12 protein-coding genes and 4 pseudogenes are annotated in these 19,983 nt (G+C 33.3%); 6 read left to right on the top strand and 10 right to left on the bottom strand.

Features of this window, described 5'->3' with window-relative positions; genetic code table 11:
• Positions 1–55: 55 nt before the first annotated feature.
• A pseudogene (locus tag BTA34_RS06085) lies at positions 56–1,070 on the bottom strand (DNA-methyltransferase).
• Positions 1,071–1,483: 413 nt separating this feature from the next.
• Positions 1,484–2,005 carry a YagU family protein gene (locus tag BTA34_RS06080; protein WP_072062621.1) on the bottom strand — a complete coding sequence of 174 codons (522 nt, stop codon included), beginning with the start codon at positions 2,003–2,005 and terminating at the stop codon, positions 1,484–1,486.
• 238 nt (positions 2,006–2,243) lie between these two features.
• Here BTA34_RS06080 and BTA34_RS06075 point away from each other — a divergent pair, with 238 nt between their 5' ends.
• Positions 2,244–3,347 carry a phage integrase Arm DNA-binding domain-containing protein gene (locus BTA34_RS06075; RefSeq protein ID WP_151434887.1) on the top strand — a complete coding sequence of 368 codons (1,104 nt, stop codon included), beginning with the start codon at positions 2,244–2,246 and terminating at the stop codon, positions 3,345–3,347.
• 120 nt (positions 3,348–3,467) lie between these two features.
• Here BTA34_RS06075 and BTA34_RS06070 read toward each other — a convergent pair.
• Positions 3,468–3,635: pseudogene (locus tag BTA34_RS06070) on the bottom strand (isocitrate/isopropylmalate family dehydrogenase); the annotation flags it as partial.
• Positions 3,636–3,796: 161 nt separating this feature from the next.
• On the opposite strand from BTA34_RS06070, the gene BTA34_RS06065 reads away from it, so the two are divergent.
• The 3 genes from BTA34_RS06065 to BTA34_RS06055 all read left to right on the top strand — a co-directional run bounded on the left by BTA34_RS06065 (position 3,797) and on the right by BTA34_RS06055 (position 6,030).
• Entirely contained in the window at positions 3,797–3,982 is a 186-nt protein-coding gene (locus BTA34_RS06065) for a hypothetical protein (protein WP_151434886.1), read from the top strand.
• A complete protein-coding gene (locus tag BTA34_RS06060) occupies positions 3,954–4,178 on the top strand; it encodes a hypothetical protein (protein WP_265576278.1) in 225 nt (74 codons plus the stop codon). Before BTA34_RS06065 ends, BTA34_RS06060 begins: the two co-directional genes overlap by 29 nt.
• A gap of 550 nt (positions 4,179–4,728) precedes the next feature.
• Positions 4,729–6,030 (top strand): hypothetical protein, encoded by a 1,302-nt coding sequence (locus BTA34_RS06055; protein ID WP_151434884.1) that lies wholly within the window; start codon positions 4,729–4,731, stop codon positions 6,028–6,030.
• 321 nt (positions 6,031–6,351) lie between these two features.
• On the opposite strand, the gene BTA34_RS06050 is transcribed toward BTA34_RS06055, so the two are convergent.
• Positions 6,352–7,320, bottom strand: a complete 969-nt coding sequence (locus BTA34_RS06050) for an HNH endonuclease domain-containing protein (RefSeq protein WP_151434883.1) — start codon at positions 7,318–7,320, stop codon at positions 6,352–6,354.
• A 733-nt stretch (positions 7,321–8,053) separates the two neighbouring features.
• Between BTA34_RS06050 and BTA34_RS06045 the strand changes: the two genes are divergently transcribed.
• The gene (locus BTA34_RS06045; protein ID WP_151434882.1) at positions 8,054–10,753 is read left to right on the top strand and encodes an NACHT domain-containing protein; all 2,700 of its coding nucleotides are present in this window, start codon (positions 8,054–8,056) and stop codon (positions 10,751–10,753) included.
• Positions 10,754–10,899: 146 nt separating this feature from the next.
• Positions 10,900–11,803: pseudogene (locus BTA34_RS06040) on the top strand (integrase core domain-containing protein).
• A 172-nt stretch (positions 11,804–11,975) separates the two neighbouring features.
• Here BTA34_RS06040 and BTA34_RS06035 read toward each other — a convergent pair.
• From BTA34_RS06035 to BTA34_RS06010, 6 genes and pseudogenes are all read right to left on the bottom strand, one after another.
• Positions 11,976–12,623 carry a retron system putative HNH endonuclease gene (locus BTA34_RS06035; protein WP_151434881.1) on the bottom strand — a complete coding sequence of 216 codons (648 nt, stop codon included), beginning with the start codon at positions 12,621–12,623 and terminating at the stop codon, positions 11,976–11,978.
• A gap of 2 nt (positions 12,624–12,625) precedes the next feature.
• Positions 12,626–14,275 carry an AAA family ATPase gene (locus BTA34_RS06030; RefSeq protein ID WP_265576277.1) on the bottom strand — a complete coding sequence of 550 codons (1,650 nt, stop codon included), beginning with the start codon at positions 14,273–14,275 and terminating at the stop codon, positions 12,626–12,628.
• The gene (locus BTA34_RS06025; protein WP_151434880.1) at positions 14,272–15,234 is read right to left on the bottom strand and encodes a retron St85 family RNA-directed DNA polymerase; all 963 of its coding nucleotides are present in this window, start codon (positions 15,232–15,234) and stop codon (positions 14,272–14,274) included. Before BTA34_RS06025 ends, BTA34_RS06030 begins: the two co-directional genes overlap by 4 nt.
• A 622-nt stretch (positions 15,235–15,856) precedes the next feature.
• Positions 15,857–16,546 carry a hypothetical protein gene (locus BTA34_RS06020; RefSeq protein ID WP_151434879.1) on the bottom strand — a complete coding sequence of 230 codons (690 nt, stop codon included), beginning with the start codon at positions 16,544–16,546 and terminating at the stop codon, positions 15,857–15,859.
• Entirely contained in the window at positions 16,546–16,878 is a 333-nt protein-coding gene (locus BTA34_RS06015; RefSeq protein WP_023582457.1) for a hypothetical protein, read from the bottom strand. Before BTA34_RS06015 ends, BTA34_RS06020 begins: the two co-directional genes overlap by 1 nt.
• A pseudogene (locus BTA34_RS06010) lies at positions 16,868–19,982 on the bottom strand (phage tail protein). Before BTA34_RS06010 ends, BTA34_RS06015 begins: the two are co-directional and overlap by 11 nt.
• Position 19,983 lies beyond the last annotated feature (1 nt).

The raw sequence follows: 19,983 nt of genomic DNA, 5'->3' as shown, positions 1-19,983 counted from the left end.
AGATTACAGTTAACTCTGTTTTTACCTTATACGCAATGTGATACAAAAATCAATCTCATTGCGATAACACTATTTCAGCCTTAGTCTGCTCAAACCGTTCCTTTTCCATTTCAACACCCAAAACCTTTCGATTCAGTTTTAGCGCTGCTTTCAGTGTTGCCCCTGATCCCATAAAGAAATCGGCTACTAAATCACCCTCTAGACTGCTAGAACGAATAATATGTTCCATCATGTCTGATGGTTTCTCGCAAGGATGCTTGCCGAGATAGTATTGAACAGGGGGATAAGTCCAAACACCGGTGTAAGGAACATCTGCAGTCACAAAGAATGGCCGTCTTAATAAACCATATTCTTTTATTAATTCTTGGTAGTTTTTTTGTAATGTAAATTGCTCTAGCTCTAACTCACTAAAGTGACGAAATAACGGTGATAGCTTTTCTTGTTTATCAGCAATGTGTGTAAACAGTGTTTGTAACTTTTTATAGTCTTCTTCGTTCGGTAATTGCCATTGACTATTGCTGAACCAATGACTGCACATTGCTTACCTATTGCCCGGTCTATTTCTTTTGCGCTCACCTGCAGTGCTAACCGTGCATTTCTAAAATAATCAATCAATGGCTTAAATACGTCTAGCTTTAGTTCTTTGCATTTTAAAGAAAATTCAGAAATTTTAGCTGTGACTGGTTTTTGATAATGCTCAGCAAAAAGTATTCGTTCTGTTGAAGGAAAAAAGCACGTAGACTTTCTTTATTTTGTCGTCGCCATGGCCTTGAGGGTTTAGCCCAAATAATATGGCTTAAAACATTAAATCGCCCACGAACAAGCAATTCCGTATCTGACGCAAGTTTAGATCCACAGAATAGATACAAACTGCCATTAGGTTTTAATACCCGCCAAAATTCAGCAAGAACACCATCGAGCCACGATAAATAAACCTCAACACTATCCCACTGATTATCCCATGCGCACGATTTCACTCTGAAATACGGTAGATCAGTCACAATTAAATCAATGCTATTTTCGGGTAGTGTTTTTAATACAGAGAGTGCGTCGTCGTTAAATAGTTGCATCAGAAGTGCTTTTCTACGCAATAAAAAAGCCGATGACTGTTAAGCCACCAGCTTTATAAATTCTTTATATTTTTTAGGCTGTACGCATATAGCTATTTCCTTGCTTTGCGACAAACCCTGCTATTTCAAACTGAGTTAATAGAAACTCACAATTTTCATTACTTAGTCCAGTTTGATTTAAAATTGCTTGTACTGTTTGCCAATCACTTTTTGAGATTGAAGTACACAACTTGCCTGCATTGTCATATCACTCTGTTTTAACATGATATTTTATACCTCTGATGAGTTATTGTGCATAACTACACATGTAACTCTGACCAAAGAGAACAGCAAGTCTTATTTTTAAATAATAAAAAAGACCGCCTAGGCGATCTTTAAGAGATTTATAACAGATTAAGGTTGAACTTCCTTATCTACTCAGCATCTTTTTCTTTAGTTAAACAATAACGCAAATTTTGTCTAATCGCTTCAATTGACCAGATCCAAAAAGCGGTTCCGACAAACTCAGAAACTAATGCTTGATAACCTGCTGTCCAAAGCCAGCTAGATAGCCCTAATAATGGTACAACTAAGCCATGAGCAAAAACAGAAACACCAATACCAAAACAAATACCGTGTAATAATTTAACCTTTGGTAAGTATTCAGCAATAACACAATATATCACAGCGATAACTATTGAGAATAATATATGAACACCATTACCGCCCCAATTAATACTATACCCCATCCAATGATAAGTCATAGTATCTATATTTAATCCTAGCTTTTCTAATAAGACGACTGGAGGTGGTGTCGTTTCAAGTGTTCTCGGTGGAATTAGGTCTTCAAAACCAGATTTTACTAAAGCTGAAAAGATACCCGCTATAATACCAACGTATATTGCTATACCAATATGCCTAGAACTTTTTTTCGTTAATTTAAACAAATCAATCATTATATATACTCGCTCTATAAATTGAATATTATGAGTATAGTAGAGATAAGAATACCTGTTTATTATTTTAATTATTAGTTAAATACTGCAGATTTATGCTTATAGGATAACGATAAATTTTATCTTAAATATAAACAAACAATCAATGAAAACAAAAAACTTCCAACAAATTTTTTAATTAATAATTAAAAATTATATATATAAAAAAACAAAACCTCGCAAAAAGCGAGGCTCAAAGATGACTGCCAGACCTCGTAAAAATAACGTCAATATTCCAAATCTTTACCCTTTATTTAGTCGTAAAGCTAACAAGGTTTATTGGCGTTACCGCCATCCTGTAACAGGTAAATATCATGCCCTCGGTGACAATGAAGCCGAGGCGAAAGCAATAGCCATTGAAGCTAACACAAGGTTAGCGGAACAACGTAGCCGACAAGTTATGGCTATTGGTGATCGGGTGGCAAAAATAAAAAGTAAAGAAATCACGGTTAATACTTGGCTAGATAAATACTGGGTTATTCAAGAAGAGCGTTTAAAAGAAGGTGATATAAAGCCGAATACTTATAAACAAAAAAGGAAGCCAGTTGATTTAATGAGGCAAACCTTATCCATGAAACCATTACCCGCTGTTGATGCCAGAGATATTGCTGAAATTCTGGATGAATATAAATCTAATGACCAACACAGAATGGCACAAGTTATTCGCTCTGTTTTAATTGATGTATTTAAAGAAGCACAACATGCAGGTGAAGTTCCTCCTGGTTACAACCCAGCCCTTGCCACTAAACAACCGAAACGAAAAGTAACTCGCCAACGCCTTAATTTTGATGAATGGAAAAAGATATTTGAGATTGCTGATAAACAACATCGTTATGTCGGGAACGCGATGTTGCTTGCACTTATTACTGGGCAACAATTAGGTGATATTTGGGATGATCATTTGCATATTACTCAAGAAAAAACGGGCACCAAATTAGCTATTCCATTATCACTACGTTCTGAGCAATTAAATATGTCATTACGTGATGTTATTGCTCGTTGTCGTGATCGCGTTATTAGCCCTTATCTTATTCATTATTTTCATACCACTTCACAATCTAAACGTGGTGAACAAGTTACGCCAAATACGCTAACGACTAACTTTAAAAAAGCGAGCAACAAAACAGATATTGATTGGGGAGAAGGAACACCTGCAACATTTCACGAACAACGATCTTTATCTGAAAGGTTATATAGAGCACAAGGTATAAACACTAAAGATTTACTCGGTCATAAAAACCAAATTCAAACAGATAAATACCATGATGATCGAGGAAAAGATTGGATAAAAATCGTGATTTAATTGCCCAAATTTCAGGTGGTTTTGATAATTCGTTTTGATAACTTTTTGATAACCGTTTCAAGATTGACAATAAAAAACGGGAACTAATAAGCTCCCGTTAACTATTTATCAAATCAACAATTACATATGCTTGATAATCGCGTCACCAAACTCGCTACATTTCAGCAGTTTAGCGCCTTCTAACTGACGTTCGAAATCATAAGTGACAGTCTTAGCAGCAATCGCGCCTTCCATACCTTTAATGATTAAGTCAGCGGCTTCTGTCCAACCCATGTGGCGTAGCAGTAACACCTAAATTATCACTTACTTTATTAATTTGTAGGGTATATTTCATTCATTATTTTCTTATTTTTAGTTTTGTAGGGTTAATTAAACAATTTATATTAATCACGCTTGTAACTTAACTTTGCTACCTTAAGTACAAAGTTAATTTGTAAAGGTTGAGTACAATGAATAAAAAATATATTGAGGTCGCTAAGTTATTACACGCTATTTTGCAACAATGCTATGCGCGAATGGATTTGCCATTTTTCTGTACTTATCCTCTAAATTGTTGCCAAGGTGCTTCAATCCTATTAGGTAAACTCATCCTCGATTTACATCCCAATGCTGAAGTTACTATTGTTAATAGGTAGTTCTCGTAAAGATGATAATCATCATTACTGGCTTGAAGTTGATAAAAAGATTTTCGATTTAACTGTTGAGCAGTTTGTACCTTGGATGGATAAAAAATATCACTGCCCTGCTTCACCAATATATAGCGATAAAAAGCATCCTTTAGCAGGTTATTTTTTCTATAAGAAACGATTTTCGTTTGATGATGCGTATTAGATATTTATTACTAAATATGCGAATAAAGATGATGTTGTGGAAGCTTATGGGATGGTGTAGTTGAAGTATTTTGGATTGGTGTAATAATACTCAGTATTCTAAATCGGTTTCTGCGATATAAACTGTTTTATATAAATCTAATACCAACTGAATATTAGATTTATGCGTGCCTATTAGTTATTCTTACGTGTCCTTGAAGGGCTGTTTTGTGCCAAAGGTGGACGTTTAGAGTATCCTGCAACCTTGTTCTATGAGGTGCAGGTCAGCGCATTACAGTATCCTAGCGACTAATAATAAGTAATGATACTTTTTTAGCCAAGGATGCTTGTTGAACTTTCATCTCATTGCCAATCTAGAAATTAACCTGCTGATTTTTCAGTATAATTTTCTTCTTCCTTTGTTGATTCGCAGTATAATATTTATCTATTCAACAACTCTTTTCTTAATCACTCAAAATTCTTACTTAATTTATTTCACTTGTGCTTAAATGTCATATATTAACTTATGATGCCTGTATTTTTTACATTTAATATTTCGGAAAGGATATACCATGACAGAGATAGAGATTTTAAAAATAATATCAAGCAACTTAACAAATAAAAAAAACTCATCCGCTTTAAGTGATTATAATGTCTTATGCAACAATATAAATTATCTCAACACAGCCTTTAAATCCTACTTACAACTATTGAATGAGACCCAAAAAAAAATAAGTGAAGAGTTTGAAAGTGATGCATCATTAAATGAAGAATACAAATCAGACAAGGATTTAAATTCAATACTTCCAATTGTTAGTAGAATAGTGAAAAATAGTATTGTGGTTTTCGAAAAGTTCTCAAATCTGACTGAGTCAGATGTTAGAGAGGGTGTCGATATGGACAACATCCATATGCAAGCAAAAAAATTCACTCATTATAATGAATTAATAACTGCATCCAGACAGTTGGTCGATAGTTTAATTTCAGATTCATATCAACTTTGCTTATTAGAACCTAAAAATATAAATTATCATGTCTTAGTTTCATTGAATAGTTTTAATAAATATGCTTCAAAGTCTATTTCAAATACAATGTTTAATGATGACTTGAGATTGGCACTCACTGAGTTTGAAAGCTTGCCTTACAATCAATGGAAAAATTCATCAATTACGCAATGCGCACATACTACATTTGGTAGTAAAGTCGATCATATCAAAAGCATTTTGGGCGTATTTCCTAAAGACTCCCTATCTGATGATCTGAAGAACATATTCAAGTTCTCATCTGAATTCACTCATATTGGTTATACATCCACGTTGTTTACAAGTTCTGATGCTGTAGATGTTGTTTTTTGTGATGAGAAAGAACGGCCTTACCTACTAAGCATGGAAAATTTTAGTGAAATAAAGTATGAACTCTTAGAAACAGCTTGCTGGGCTTTAATTGGAATATATACACCGTCAATCCTTGTTTGCCTGAAAAAGATACTTAAAAAAGAGTCATATGATAAATTTAAATTAACAATGACAACAATGTCCTCTGTAATAAAAATGAAAATTAAATCCAGAAACTCACTATATTATTTTTTCATCAAGGATGGCTTAATTGGTTCAGATAAAGATATGGTATTGCCTTGTGTGTGTGGGAGAGTAAATATAATAAAACCACCACATGAAAGTTATAAATATAGCTGCAAGTCATGTGGCAGCTCATTCACACTGTATGCTTTATCAGGTGATCCAAAATATATATTTACATCAAATGGTCCTGTAAAAGTAATCGGTTGTGATTGTCCTGAAGTTGAAGATCTACCTGATGATGAAAGAAATGAATTATTCAATCAATGGCTGAGCTATATGCAAGAAGATAAATAATAAATTTATTATATACGTTTAGCTTATGGATGTTTAATAACAAGCTAAATTAATAATTCAATGTATATAAATACTCTATAGAATAATAGGTAAATTATTGTTTGTCTTTTATAAGCTATGCAGACCATTGTTGAATAAGTTGAACGTTTTCTGTTCGCTCAAACCTGACCTTTGAGAGCTGTTTGAGGGTACTTTAGTGCCAGAAGCAGTTCAATTTGAATAAACAAAAATATATTGATTAAGGACGATTAAAATGAGAATGAATAGTTTATTACTTTTGGTGACCGCTAGCGCGGTCACCTTTGATATGGTGGCAACCACCTAGAATTTTGTACAATCTTTAAGCTCTTTTTCTAATTGTTCAACCAAGTCAAAGCATTTTTTAACAACCTCTTTAACTGACTCTGCATTTAATTCATGAAAATTTCCATCTTTTGTTTTACCTGCTCGATGAACTAAGTCATGCCTGATTAACACGCTTTTATAAACATCTGCGAATATAGGAAATCTAATACCAAAAGTATCTCGATACATGCCACTTACTTTTGGTAGATCATGATAAAGAACACTCTTCATAGACTCTATCGCTTTAGATTCTATTTCTTCATGTTTTATAAATAACTCCGAAAGTAAGAACTTTTCTTGATTGTAATCTTTAAAATTTTCAACAAAACTTCTTAAGTTCGCTTGACTACCATGGATCAAGGAAATAAAACGATCACATAAATATGTTTCCAAAGATGTTATTATATTGGCATACAGCATATAAATCATTTGTACTTGTAAAACACTATCAATTTGTAACTGAGCATCATTAAGTTTTATGGCATTCAGCATACTTTTTTTGAATGTCATATAGACATCGTGTCCAGATAGAGTTCGATCATCAGCAAACTGCATATCAATAACATCTAGAATACGTTGTTCGATTAATGAAGGCCTATTCAACTGCAATACCTTTATAGTCGCATGCCCTCGCTCAGTTAAACCTTCTAAATATCCATTTTTATTTTGTTTTATATGTTCTGAAAAACTTTCACTCACAGGATTTAGGAGTAATGGTTTACCATTCTCATCGAGAGGAAACTGATCTCGTTTAATCATGTTACACGCTCTACAAACGATGAGCAGATTATCTGTATTTTCCAGAAAGTCCGGATACTTTGATTTTGGGAAAAAGTGCTCAACATCCGCCATCAATGGTTCATAAAGTCTAGTGCCACAGTAAGCACATTGATGCTTAAACTTCTCCCATAGTTCAAACTTAAGCCTTCTATAATTGCTAATCATTCAATAGTTCCTTTATAATTCTTGTTTGGTTATCTATTCGTCAGTTTACGCTAAAGAAACGAGCCTTTAATTGGGTTTAAATCATATCTACATGTAATCCATGAAGCGATCACATTTCATTAATAACATGAGATAACATTTAATTCACTGTTTGCGGATGTAACTTAACGCCTGCTCTTCGCTCATAGCGGATCGCCCCCATGAGACGAGCATTCAAGCTTTCTTTCTCCCCCTTGAGGACAAATAGATAGGTGTTAACAATGGGTGGTATCACACAGTAGTTCACTAATTCCCCCATGAATAATATCAGTGACAAGCTACCCCAGTTGCAGATGTCAACGCTTCTGACACCTAGCATCCCTAGGAACGAGGCCATGGTCTACCGACTGCAATTGAATTAGGAAGAGCAGATAGATCAAAGCCAGATTCACGGTGTATCTCGCTGGCAGAGAATGGTGTCAGATCAGAAAGAAGTGCTCCTAAAAGTGGATTGGAGTCCTGAGATTAATCAATCATCAGTATCATATAAAGCTTTAGTTCAGTTGAAAACTCACCGGCATGCTACGTGAAAAAATCGGAGATCATCGTATAGCAAAACGTACCGAAGAGAGTCTACTTTTCAAAGTATACATTTAATTGTCTATTCACCTCACATAAATATATAGACCATTAGTTTACTCTATGATTAATATGATAATTATTGAGCACATCGAAAACTACAGAGAATATTAATATGGAAGATACTAGCCAGCAGGTTTATCTGAAAGCTATGCAAAAAATGAAAGAGGACGATTTCTCTAAATATCTAATCAAACCATTATTTGAATCTATGGGTTTTTACCGTGTTGACTTCTACGGAGGCCCTTATGAATCAGGAAAAGATTTGATAGCGTTTGTTGAAGTACCTGTGAACAAAACTATGAGTTACGCTATCCAATCAAAAAAGATTGGTGAAGAATCTAGCACATCGGAGAAAGCAATTCTTGGAGATCTTGTTTTTCAATTAAGGCAATGTTTCACAAACCCTATCAAGTTGCATAATGGAGAGGAAGTCATTCCCGATCAAGTATATCTAGCAAGTCCATACCAAATAAGCATTCGTTTAATTGATGAAATTCATGGAATGCTAAAAATAAATGGAAAAAAAATCGAAATATTGGATGGTCCATTAGTTATTAACTTGTTAAAAAAACATAAGCCAACATTGCTGGAGTCTCTACTTTCTGTAGAAGATATATTCAGTACACAAGACGCAAAACAATTATGTAATGTTGAATTAATGTCTGCTTTAAATCAACAAGATTCGATACACGAGCTTGATTGTTATAGCGATCTTGCATTTTTCATGGGAACTATCGATAGCAACGTTTTACTAAACAGTCGATTTACTATCAAGCCAGATAAATTTCATGTTATCCCAAGTAAATGGGAATGGTTTGAACGAACAGTGTATAATCCCTTGAAGTCATTGACTACTATCGAACCTCTAACTCAGGATGCTTCTACGATACTGAAAAAATACAAAGATGAACTGAGTATTTTTACATCCAAAAAGAATCGAGATATTAAGAATAGTATAGAACAAGCTAATCAGTTGTTAGCTGGGAATATATCCTTTATAAGAGAAGTAATTTCAGAATTAGAGGCAAGCATTAATAATATAGTTGCATATAATAAATTAGAGAATTTAAATATTGCTCTAATGACTAACAGCATTACACACTTAAAAGAATGTTTAGAGAAAAACTTTCAAGAAAAAGCGAACGATGATTTTACTAGCTTTATAAACTTAAATAAAATCCAAGATCTTGCAAAAGCAAATCCGAAAAGTCTATTGCCTAGAATAGTGGAATGTTTAAAAAAATCTAAGATCTCTCAGTTGCAAACTATCGAAATATATAAATTGAGAAACGAGTATAAAGAAGAACCTAAGATTGAATATGCGTTCAACAGTGAGTTGATTAACTTATGGTTAAATGAAAGATGCAAAAAATATAAACTTGATATACATGCTATAAATTCTGGTAATAGTAGTGTTGATATTTTTCGGTTTCTTAATGATACGCAGGTTACATTAAATGCTCTTGATATACTTGTAAATAAGCTAGAAAATAGTGAAAAAATTTTTTTAAAAGAAATAATTATAGATAGTATGGGGGCTATAGATGGTCTCTCGACATCACCTTTCAGACTTTTCGATTGTCAGCATGATATAGCCGTATATGGCAGTGCTGGTGCTGGAAAAACAACAACACTTCAAATGTATGCAAGAAAACTAGAGTCAGAAGGAAGTAGAGGAGTTATATACTTACCTTTGAATCGATTCTTAAATAAAGTTGATATGAATATTGAATCAAAATCAAAAAACTATGACATTTTAATGGGTATGATTTTGGTTTCTAAATCACTCGAACCTATTCGTGAGAATATTGAAAAGCTTGAGCTTTATTTACAAGATAAAAAAAGAATAAAAGTTATTTTTGATGGTTTAGATGAGGCCTATATAAAATTCCCTGGAATAATAGAAGCAATAAATACCTTCAAAAATAAATTTGATAATATTCAATTACTAATATCTAGCAGGGATTGTGTGAGCTATTTATCTGAAATTAAATTTTTAGGAATTACTCTCATGCCCTTCAGTGAAAATCAGCTTTACAGTTTCATTCAAGCGTGGTTTAAAAATAAAAATCCAGCATTAAGTGATATTATAATTGATAATATTAAGTCAAAAAAAATATCTGACATAGTCAGGACTCCATTATTAGCAACACTGTTATGTGATTTGGCTGAAAAAGGAATAGATATACCATCTAGCGAAAGTGAAATTTTTACTAAACGGTTAGAATTACTATGTGGTTCTTATGATAACTTTAAAGATATTAAACGTACAAAATTATCGCAAAGTATTTTAATCAAGGCATCCCATAAGATTGCTTTCGCAATGCACTCAAAGACTTTAAGAGCAGCAACCAAGCAGGAACTTGTTACATTCTTGGTTAATGACCCTAGTTTTAATTATGAAGAATCAACATGTTCATTAGCAGTTACTGAACTAATAGATCCTTGTAATATACTCATTTTTGACCCAATATCCGATACTTTTTCTTTTGGTCATCTAAGGTATCAGGAGCATTTAGCCTCATTAGAATTAATGCTGAATCGTTCAATAGAAATTATTCATTATCTGAAAAATGATTGGTGGCGTGGTACTCTGTGCCTTTATGCACAATGCTGCGAATTCTCTATTTTATTGGAAGAGTTCACATTGAGGTATTCTAATATAAAGCCTGCATTAATTACATTGCGTGAAATGGTCAAATTCAGGCCCGAAAAAGAACGTCGCCATTTGAATGGCTTAATTAATAATTACGAACATACGGATGATGACTACTTCAATTACTCTTCAGAATGGGATGATAACTGGAGATAGAAAATTTTTAGTTTAATAAAAAATAGTTCCATTTTTTACAAATACAATACTACTGTCCTTAAAGTAGTCGAGTGTCCACTTATTCTAAAATAAGACAGCTATAATTAGATTTTCGACCCTAACAATTGTAGAGATCATGATGAAAAATTTGTTTTACTGAAACTCAACTCATTAATATTTTAAAACTTACTGATTCAGGCATAAAAATCAATGATGTTAAACGATTAAAAGAGTTTAAAGAGTAAAACCCCAAACTCAAAAAGGTGTTTACTGAAATCAACCTTGAAAATCATGCAATGAAGGAATTTTTGCAAAAAGGGTTAGTAATAGCTGGAAAAAATCCTGCGCTCAATTATTAAAGAGCGCAGGTTTATCAGTCATTAAAGCTTGTCAGCTGACGTCGTTATCTTGCGCAACATTTTACCATTAACCAGTTGATTAACGTAAAAGAGATCTCTCTGTGATCGATGCTATCCATTTAATCATAAACGAATTTATCGCATTTATTGTCAATTAGGACTTAATTTAAAACGTCGCGTTAAAAAAGTATCGCCTGTGCGTGAAAAAAACATTAGTGATGACAAAAATGCCAAATCTTCAATGGGTCTTGGATTTTATGCATGACAGCTATATTGCGGTGAACGATTTAGAAAATTGAATACTATTGATGAAAGTACACGTTAATGACTGGCAATTGAAGTTGATACATCATTGCCTGCTGAACGAATCATCAGAGTACTTGAACGTTTGAATGAAAATCAACAGAGGATTGCCCAAAAAAACTCTCATGGATAATAGGCCTGAACTGATATCCGTTAATTTATTGAATTACTAAAAAATAATCAAGATGAGTTGTGTCATATTCAACCAGGTAAACCTTAACAAGACGGTTTCATAAAACGATCTAATAGTTCGTTCCGCCGAAAATTTTCAAGTGCTTATTTATTTGAATCATTAAGCCAAGTACGCGAAATGCGCGAAATGGTGTAGTTTTGGCAACAAAATTATAATCTGAATCGAACCTATGAAAGTTTAAATAATCTCCCATAGGAGACATACCATAAGCAGTTAGAAAACTCTAATTTGGTGTACTTCAATTAAGGGAATTGAATATTACCTTTAAATAATTTATTTATCATTCCAAGCACTAGATTATTCCAGCATGTTAGAATAACCATAAAAATGGAAATTTTTCGCAAAAAATACTAACCCAAATGTGCTCTTATTTTATTTTAGATAATTTCTTTTTTAAGTAAAATAAAACAATTCCATAATATTCTTTAAATTTATTATCACCATCAACTTTCTCATAACTATTTATAATGTTTTGTATTTGGCCTTTAGTTCTACATCCAGATTTATTACCAAGTATATTCTCAACTGCTATTAAACTGTTTTTTCTATTAGAAATTAAACGATGATCATTTAAATTTAAAACACACTGTAATTGCTCATTAAAAACTTTATCTTCCGATTCTATTTTTCCTGAAAGGGTATTGTATTTTAATTTTATTTCTATATTATGTGAACTAATTGCTGGTGAGAATAATACATCTAATGCACCTTTTCTAGTATCACATGTCTGATTTCTTTTTATATTACTTTCACCACCAAGACAACATCCCAATAAATTCATATAATTCAACTGTTCATCAGAGTATTTTGATTGACATAAAAAATGCTCAACTTTCATATTATTAAAATCAATTCGTTGCATACAATATGCACATAAATACCCTTGTTCTATTAAAAGTTGCATTTTTATGTCTATTTTTACATTTTTAAAACCAGAACCATCATATACCGCACCTTCCTCCATTCTATATTCTGTTAAGCTTTTTGGTTCCTTTTTTTTGTTAATATACTTCATATCTATAATAACTCCTTTAACAAATCTCGTTGTACTTTCGCTCTTACTAACTCTGGTATATCTCCATTAAGTAATAATTCAAGTTCTTCTATTTTTTTTGATGCCAAATTAATCGATTTATTATCTTCATTAGATAATAGCGAAAATATTTCCTCTAGTTTTTCTTCCACATCATTAGCTCTTATTATTTGTTTTCCATCATCAGGCCCCATTAATTCATTTAATATATCATTTGCCGTCAATCCATAAGTCTGGCTTGGCCTTCTAATAAAGATAGAGTCTTCGATTGTATCGAGAATATATATATGTTTTCTATCTACTTCACTAATCACAATAGGAGAGTGAGTAGTTAAAAAAAACTGACAATTAGGGAATGTACTTTTTAAATTAGTGGCAATATTTTTTTGCCATTGTGGATGTAAGTGTAAATCAAATTCATCGATTAAAATAATTCCTTGCCCTTCTAATGGGTCATCTAAAGACGGATTTAAAACTATCAGCCGACGAGTTATATCTAAAATTAAAGCAAGAAGTGTTTTTTCTCCTTGAGATAGTCTCATCACGCTGATTTCTTTATTTTTTTTATTAATCACCAAATCAATCATAGGTTCAATTCGAACTTCTATATTACTAAATCCATCCATAAATTTATATATAACGTCATCAATAATATTTTTATATTGCTTTAATTTTGAATAAGAAATATTTTCATTCTCTTTTCTATCTTTAATTTCATTCAATTTAATTTCAAGTTCTTTGTATTTATCTTTAAATGCATCATTAACGGATGCGAAATATTTGAACGTATCTAAAAAATCCTCTGATAATTCAAACGAAGAAACTGTATCTACAAATCCACGTTCGGTTTTTTTTTCTCTTAATAGAATATCATCCAATTTCTTATACCATTTTATAAAAGCTTTAAAATCAGTTTTTCCTGTTAAAGATTTTTGATATCCATCAAATTTATCAATTAAAGTATTTTCTAATAAATCATCCAATCCTTTAAAATCCTTTGGGTTTACATCATAAGATCTCATTACATTATAATAAGCTAATAATGGTAAGTTAAAATTCGGATTAATACGGTTAGCTTCTTTATAGAAAGAACCGATCAATCTAAAATCAATTAATTTATTTTTTATTGTTTTATCTATACCATTTCTAAATTGCGACAATTCTAAACTAGCTGATATATTTTTATTTATATGAATCACAGATGTTATTGTTGAATATACTGCATCAGTATAATTATTTATATCTACAATATCAATATAATCACCTGATCCACCATTTTTACTAATATTAATACTAAGCCAGCTTAATGATAAGGCCATCGCATCTAGTAAAGATGTTTTTCCAGCACCATTATTACCTATAAATATATTTAGTGAACTATCAAAGTCATCTAATGAAATATTATCAAATAATCTATAATTATTTATTTTTATTGACTTTAATTTTAAATCTTGCCGTTTGAAATTATTATATGCTAAATTTAAATAATAATCTGACTTATTAATATCAATTTCAACAAATTTCCCTATTTTAAAATTATTAGATAACTCCAATGCAGAATAAAAACCGCCTTTTTTTGCTTTTTTTTCTAGCGCTTTAATAGATTTATCATGCTTAAAGCTGGCACTCATCATAATCCCCCCATTCTAATCACATTAACTATTTCTTTCCCATATTTTCTTGACAACCGTTTTATAAAATTTGGTTCTATATTAATAGCAAAAGACAATAGCCCCTGTAAATAACATAAATCTTCTTCATTCAAAACTCCTATTTTAAATTTATGAGTCATGACTGATATCAATCTTTTTCTTTCTCTACCTATAGATAGTTCAAAATTATTTGTTATAGTAACCCCTGTTACATGTCTATTGTGAGCCATTGATGTAAAAACAGTTTTAGAATCATTAATTGTTATATAATGTTGATACAGATTTCTTAAGATACCTTTTATATATTCAGGAGTACTAAATAGTATATCTTTAATGTTTGTAGAGAATGTTAAATCGTCTGCATACCTTGTATATACAATTGAATTTTCTCTAGCATACTCTGAGACAATCTCATCAAAACGATACATTATGAAATTAGAAAGCATAGGAGAGCTAGGAGCACCAACACTTAAGACCAACTTCTTATCTTCAGACTTGGTCTTATTCCAAAAAAATAAATTTATTAATAAATTTTCTTCTGCCTTAGATAAAAGAATTTTTCTATATCGTAATTCTGCTAAAAATATTTGAGGGGTAATACTATTAAAGAAATCATTAAAATCCATTTTTAATAGAAATTTTTTCTTCGCATGCTTTTGTGCATTTAGTTTTATATTTTTTCCCTTTTGATAAGCATACGAAGCGGGATGAGGTTCAAATTGCGATTCAAGAATACTGACAAGTGCTCTCTGATAATTTTTTAACTCTTTTGATGGATGGGCAATCACCCTTACTCCAGAAGTCCGCTTAGGAATGGAGTAGACTTTATAGCAATTCATAGCTGTTCTAGCAAAACGCTCTATTGTAGCACGAGTTGGAAATGTACCGTCCTCTTTACTCGTTGCTAATTCATTTTGTAGTTTAAGAAAAATTTTTAGCATGATTAACCTTAACTAATCATAATATTAAAAAAATACCCCATCCTCCTTTGAGATTTAAGTCTAGCATTAGGGTATAGAGCAAGAATGCTTACTCTATACCCATGTTAACAAAGTTCTTTACTAAAGAAAGCGGTGAATAAATTTTAAATCCGCAAACTAACTGTGGTTACAGTTGGGTTGCGGATTTAAAATTTATTCACCGCAACAACAATTGTTTCCCAATAAATTAGAGTCTGGCGTAACGCCCGACTAGACTAATCCTGACTAGTCAGAAAATGTCTTAACGCTAAAGAACTTTCATCATTTTAGTTTTTAATCATATGAAAATCAAGGTATATCAAAAACAAAGAAATAATCCATCAATTATGATAAATAACTAGAAATTAAATAACTATTGCTTATGATTCAGAGCTCATTTATTTAACCTTTAGCTTCACATCAGCTAAAAATAAGTTAACTTCTATATGCTATATTCATATGATTTATATTAACTCAATCACTATTAATTTATTATATATTTTAATTTCCTTGATATGAATACTAATTATAAAGACAACTCTGATCTTAGTAGTAAAAATTTAAATCACTATACATTAACTTATGACTAATAATTCATAACAAACTAAAAAACCCTATTTATATTCCCCACATCGACCACCAAACAGGTTGCGGGAAATCTCGATATTTCTTCTCCTGCAACATTTGTTGCCCATTTAATACTTTCTTTATATCGAATTTGGAGCACATTTTCTTCTCTTCGAATAAAAGTTTCCATCAAAGCACCTTCAAAACCATCTTCACAAATTCCAGCCATACCACCACCAAAAACAAAGGCTAAATCCTTTATATTCGGTAACGGATAATCCATATTCTCTTTTTGTGAAACAATAAAATAATCAACTATCTTTAATATTCCCCAATTTGAATTATAAACGGTCTTTTTTGTTTTGCTGTTTTTTACAACCAATCCATATTTTTCATTAAAAATATTATTGGGCTGATCACCAAACCCATAAATATCAACAACACCCTCTGAATCATAGCAAGGCTGTGATATATAAACCGCTTTCATCTCATTATTTATAATTCTTGAGATGATCCTAATAAATGCATGTTTAGGTGATATTGCTAATAATTTTGTATTGGGATGAGGCGGTGTTTTAAACTCTTGGCTATATCCTTCATTATTTGATGTTATCCCGCCAGACATTCTTATGGTTCTTTTACCAAGACAGCACATCACTTGGTTATGGCTATCAATCTGAACTTGCCTATTTTCACCGCGGATGATTATTCCATATTTACTTTTCATTAATAAACACCATAGTAGAGTTTTATAATATCTTCATATTCACCATCAACTCCATTGGTATACATATTTTTTAATTCAAGTTTAATAATCCCATTATTTATCTCTAATTTAATATCACCTGCCAATCCCATCAAAAATGCCGAACCAAACCAAGCGAAAACCTTGCCATATTTATTTAAATCTTGATGATCAAAAATATACTCTTTTTGAGTATGTAGTGGGATGGGTGTTATATCATGATATCCGACTATTCTTCCCACTCTGTCTGAGGTATTTAATAAATCCATATCATATAATGTAGACCTAACCAGTACGCCATATTTACTCTTCATTGCTGATATCACCAATAATAACAACGTTATTTCCAAACTCATCTTTGACATATAAATTTTGTTCTGTGAGGGATGTACCACCATTACCGCCATAAAATTCTAATTTATTATTTTTTACGTCAATAATAAAACCTGACTCGTCGGGATAATAGTTATCGGAGGTAATGGCTTCTGATAATACTAATTTTCTGATCATGGCTTTATCAATTAATGCATCTCGAATAAAAAACTGTCCATTTTTTGCTGACATAAACAGTTCCATTCGATTATTTTTAGGATTATAAAAGGCAAAATTATTGGCATTAAACCCAATATAGGAAGTGATCTTCTTATTTTTAATTTCAGCACTCACTACAAGACCACCAGCATTATATTTAATATTATCTTGGATAATGGTAATGTTCATTGAATGCCTCGCATATCCACCTGATTGTGTAAATTGCGCATTCATCTTTTGATTAACAATACCTGATTGCTGATTAAACTTGGCTTGAACCTGTTGTTGATAAGTTGATTGGGCTTGAGTTATTGAGGAAATGGCTTCTTTTTGGATAATAATATCCGCTTTTGTATTTTCTATTTGAGTTCGGATATCTTTAATATCTATTTCTATTTGTTCACCGTATTTTTCAAACTTTCGAGATAAGCGGTATTCATTATAACGTAGTCTTTTAACCGTATTTTCATTCCAATCGACAGTCTCACTCAGTGTTTTCCATGCTTGGGTTTCTTGTAATTCTTTATCTAAGTTATCTAATATCTCTCTGGTGTGGCTTTCTGGTTGCCCTATTCCTTCCACAAATTCTGAACGCCCTACAGCATTTATACTGCGAACATAAATATAATAGGTATGCCCTGCTTTTAGGTTTCGGCCTTGAATAACCCACATAGAACTAACACCTAAATACTCGGCACGATTTTCCACATCACGAATATCCGTGATTTGTTTTTCTGAAAACCAAAACTCATACTGTGCTCGTAAGCTATTTTGACCGCCAGAACGCGGAATAATACCCAAGCTAAAATAACCTGACTTCACTTCAATATAACCCGGTGGTAAGGGTGGATTAATCGCGAATGAAGTTGTGGCCACCTCGCCTTTTTGTTTTCGATCATTTTGAGGCACAACGGATAAAACGTAATTACCCTGTGGCAGTCCACCAAAACGATACATTGTATCCGTGGTTGAGGCAGTGCCGACAATGCGATCACCCGTAGTGAGTTTTAATAAAAAGTCTACCCCTCGACTGGAATAAGGCGTGTTCCAGCTGGCTTCTACTTGCCACGCACTTGCATCCGATTCGATATCCACAGAAAAATTTTCAACCGGTGGGATAAATCCACCCAGTGGCGTCTCTGGCTTTGGCTCAAATTTAGCGCCTTTATCAACAATCGCCTCTTTTTCGGGCATGTGTTGCACAGCAATAACCGTAAAACTACCATCACCATTATCAGCCAAACTGATGGCGCGAAATAATCGGCGACGTAAAGACGGGAGAGTCAACGTCCAAATCCCGCCCTCTCGTAACCCTAACGGTAAGGTATCCAGCTTTATTTGATTAGATGCGAGATAGCTCACCACTTCATAAGATTGCGGATCACCTAGTGCATTGATGAGTGTGACGCGTGATTTACCGCTTTTGGGTGTGTCGATATTGCGATCTAAGGTTAATGTTTGAGAGGCATAATCAATGTGTGTCAGACGTCCACCAATTTGATTGTCCGCGTAATAGTTATCAGCAATTTCGATAATATCACCCGGCATATGACGCAAGCCTTCACTGCCGACAGTAAACTCAACCGTCTGTGTCTCTAATTTTTCCGTGATTAATAACCAAAGACCATGGCGATGAGCCTGCCCTCTGCTAGTGCAACCAAAGGCATCCACACGCATCACATTACGCCCAAAGCGGGCAATACTGGCATCATCTTCAACCAGTTCAACACTGGTTTTCCAACCATTATCGGGATCAATAAAACGAACCTCGACAGCAGTATGACGCGATTTTAATGCACTAAAGCTGTATTGGAAATTACCCTCAATCACATTAGCGTTGGTATATGGCCATACCACATCAGACGGTCTATCTTGAATAAAGGTTAATGTTCGCCCATTCCAGACCGGCATAATGCGCATCATGGCACACATATCGCCCATCACAATAACGACCGATTGCATACAGGGCGAATTTATCAACTTCACTGATATTGAGGCGTTTCCCCATGCCATAACGCGGATGGGTTAATAAATCCCATAATATCCATGCAGGACTATTGGTAAATGCGGGTTTAAAGGTGCCATCCCAAATCCCCGAATAAATCCGTTTATCTGGATCATAATTACTGGGTACCTGAATAATGCGACCTTTGATAAGGTAATTACGGCGTGGAAACTTATTGCCAAACTGCTCACTATCAAACATCAATCCTGCAACGGCAGAACTCGGATAGGTTTGTGAGATATCCACTAACTCAGAATAACTCGACCAAACGGTATTATTTTGAATTTTGTCAGAAGTGCTGTCCTGAGTGATACGGATCATGCGTATACTAAACGGAACGGGCGGTAAATCATCCAACACAACGGCCATTAAATAAGGTGAGTTAGAGCGCTTGCCATTAATTGTGACATTTTTCTCTGTTATCCAAGCCCCTTTGCGCTGGATTTGGATTTGCAATTGAACAGAAGTCGGTACGCGATCACCATTATCTTTGGTTTCAACCAAAGCTTGTGTACCAAAGGTTAGGCGTAAACGGTCAATATTAGGCGAGGTGATGGTACGAGTAACGGGGGAATTATATTTAACCTCAATCCCCACCGGCACTTCATTCGCAGACGCCGTAAACCCACTCATTGCTGGTTGCTCTAATGTACCCGCCCGCCATTGTGCATACATCCCATTAATGGTGCTATTACCAGAGCCGTCTACCACAGGCGTATCATCCAAGTAAATACACCCTAAATCATCCATCGAGCCTTGAATATGAATAGGGCCTTCAATCGGCCCCTCGCTGATTAAATCAATTAATGAGGCTTTTTGACGTGATGTTAAATCGTTTGGTGCCTCATACGGTGTTTTTTGACCACCACCACCCTTACCCATG

This window comes from Proteus sp. CD3, from assembly GCF_008808075.1.
Classification (GTDB): domain Bacteria; phylum Pseudomonadota; class Gammaproteobacteria; order Enterobacterales; family Enterobacteriaceae; genus Proteus; species Proteus appendicitidis.
Note: the sequence above shows the minus strand (reverse complement) of the source record. Positions and strands in the feature narration are given on the sequence as shown.